At 48.2% G+C, this 2,305-nt stretch carries 3 protein-coding genes; 1 reads left to right on the forward strand and 2 read right to left on the reverse strand.

Annotated elements, in window-relative coordinates; all coding sequences use genetic code 11:
- The coding region (locus ROJ03_RS13000) for a hypothetical protein (RefSeq protein ID WP_313727494.1) at window positions 1-203 on the forward strand (203 nt) is incomplete at its 5' end.
- Between the two features lie 210 nt (window positions 204-413).
- Here the strand turns inward: ROJ03_RS13000 and mgtE are convergent.
- Complete coding sequence (gene mgtE / locus ROJ03_RS13005; RefSeq protein ID WP_313727495.1) at window positions 414-1,793, reverse strand: magnesium transporter; 1,380 nt, start codon at window positions 1,791-1,793, stop codon at window positions 414-416.
- A gap of 250 nt (window positions 1,794-2,043) precedes the next feature.
- Window positions 2,044-2,305: hypothetical protein (locus ROJ03_RS13010; RefSeq protein ID WP_313727496.1), on the reverse strand; the 262-nt coding region annotated here is incomplete at its 5' end.

Genomic DNA, 2,305 nt, shown 5'->3' on the forward strand with positions numbered 1-2,305 from the left:
TAGTTAAGCGCCCTCACGCCGATGGTACTACGGTTTTCCGTGGGAGAGTAGGTAGCTGCCGGGCCTTTTTCTTTTTCCTGGCAACAGGATCCTTTTCTGGTAGCGCACTCTTTGGGGTGCGCTTTTCCTTTTTCTGGGGTACTGATGAAAAAACAATTCCCCTGAAGAAAGAGTTGCATACAAAGGTTAATGGATGGTTTTAACACCTCTCTTGGTGTCCTTTTGGTTTTTTCTTGCTCCATAGAGAAGGAGGCTCAGTCTTTCTGGGGGCGAGGCGGCAGGTATGTGGCAATCTCGCTTGTCCTTGCCTGCCTGCAGATCCAAAAAAAATCGCCAAAAAACCCCTTCTACTGGAGTGCTCAAATGGGAGGGGTATGCTTCGTTTACCTATGGGCAAGGGTAATTTCAGGTTCTCATATGCCTAAGATTATTGAGACACTCCCGAAATAGATGAACAGCCCGGTTATGTCCACGATCGTGGTCAAGGCAGGGCTGGCTACGAGGGCAGGGTCCAGCTTCAAGGCTGCAGCCCCTAGAGGGAGCAAGGCTCCTATGATTGTTGCCGATACTACCTGCACTGCAAGGGCCACAGCAACGGCAAATCCAATGTTCACCAAAGTGAATGCTTCGGGTATTGAGCTGGGATTTGAGATGAACGCTACCCGGATGAAGGCAAGGGAGGCCAGGACAAGGGCCAGTAACATGGAGACCCGAAACTCCTTCCATACGATTCTCAACACGTTCTTGGGTGTGATCTCCTTCAAGGCCAAGGCTCTGACCATGACCGTTGCTGACTGGCTTCCGGTATTTCCCCCGGTATCGATGAGCATCGGCATGTAGAAGGCGAGGATCATCAGGCTGGTAAGGGTCCCCTCATAGAGTTCGAGGATAGAGCCTGAGATGAGACCAAGGAAAGCCAGGATGACGAGCCAGACAACACGTTTGCGAAAATGGGTCCAGATGGAGGTTTTCAGATAGGTGGTGTCATCATGCTTTCCTACGATGGCCATGAACCGTTCCATGTCGGATGTCCTCTCTTCTTCCATGACATCCAAGGCATCGTCGTGAGTGATGTTTCCCAGTAGCGTATTGTTTTCATCAACAACAGGAAGGGCTACCAGGTCATAGCGGGCCATCATGAAGACTGCCTCTTCCTGGTCTTCGTGAACATTGATGCTGACAACCTTGGTTCTCATGACTTCCGATAGCCTCTTGTCGGGATCGGAGAGGATGAGGTCGGTGACAGAAAGCGTTCCTATCAGTTTTTTCTCATTGTCGAGGATATAGATTCTATAGATGGCCTCTTTCTGCGTCCTTTCCAACCGTATCCGCTGGAGCACCTCCTGGATTGTCAGGTGTTGGGGATAGGAGATGTAGTCGGTGTTCATGATGGAGCCTGCCGATCCCTCAGGATAGGAGGCCAGTTTTATGAGGTCTTCCCGTTCTTTTTTTGCAAGTACGGGCAAGACAGCATTGTACTGTTCATCAGGAAGGGCCTTCAACAAGTCTACCTGGTCGTCAGGGGAGAGGCTTCGCAGCAGAGAGAGAAGGTCAGAGGTTTCCAGAAGCTGTGCTATGTCAGCCTGTTCCGCATAGCTGAGCTCACAGAAGATTGCTCCTCTTCGTTGCTTGGGAAAAAGAAAGAGGATGGCTTGGATGGTCTCTGGGGGATACGAGGAAAGGAGGTCTGCTATTTCTGATTGGTGCAAAGGCTCAAGCAGCTTGTATGCCTCAAGAAACTGCCCATCTTTCAACAATTGAATGATGGTATCAACTTCTGGTTCATGTTGCATCGGTTTTTCCTTTTGCAAATATGGCGGATTGTTCTGGCCGTTGCGTTGGTATTGGTACTAGGTAGTAGATGTGGGTGCATGACTGAGGATAATTCTCAGCCCGCTATCTATCCCCAAGGTACCATACTTCTCCCTATGCGTACAGGCTGGGTGCAATGGCATATGTTTTGAAGAATTGTATAAAAAACTGGGAAAAGCGAAAAAAAACCTAGAATTTTTAGTACTGAATAGTCGGGTAAAGAGGGAAGAATCATGCAATATGAGCCATTGCTGGTGATTCAATAAAAAAATGAAAAATATTTTTCGGCAATTTTTGTAAGGACTGTTCTGCGCTGAAGCAGTTTTGTTTAGGAAACCTCCACCCTAATGCATGATTTGCAGGTTGTTTGGTATAGTGAACAGATATTTTAGGATATTTATTGAAAGAGGGTTTACACAACTGACCTATTTGGGTAGTATCCCATCTTGTTCGGCGAGCAGAGCCGGTTTGAAAGTGAGAAGGAAAGGGCCGC

Origin of the sequence: Sphaerochaeta sp. PS (genome assembly GCF_032144095.1) — a bacterium.
In the GTDB taxonomy this organism is placed as follows: Bacteria; Spirochaetota; Spirochaetia; order Sphaerochaetales; family Sphaerochaetaceae; genus Sphaerochaeta.

What these genes read in the sequence shown, in the direction of transcription:
- mgtE (WP_313727495.1), bottom strand. Translation starts at nt 1,793, where the DNA reads ATGCAACATGAACCAGAAGTTGATACCATCATTCAATTGTTGAAAGAT.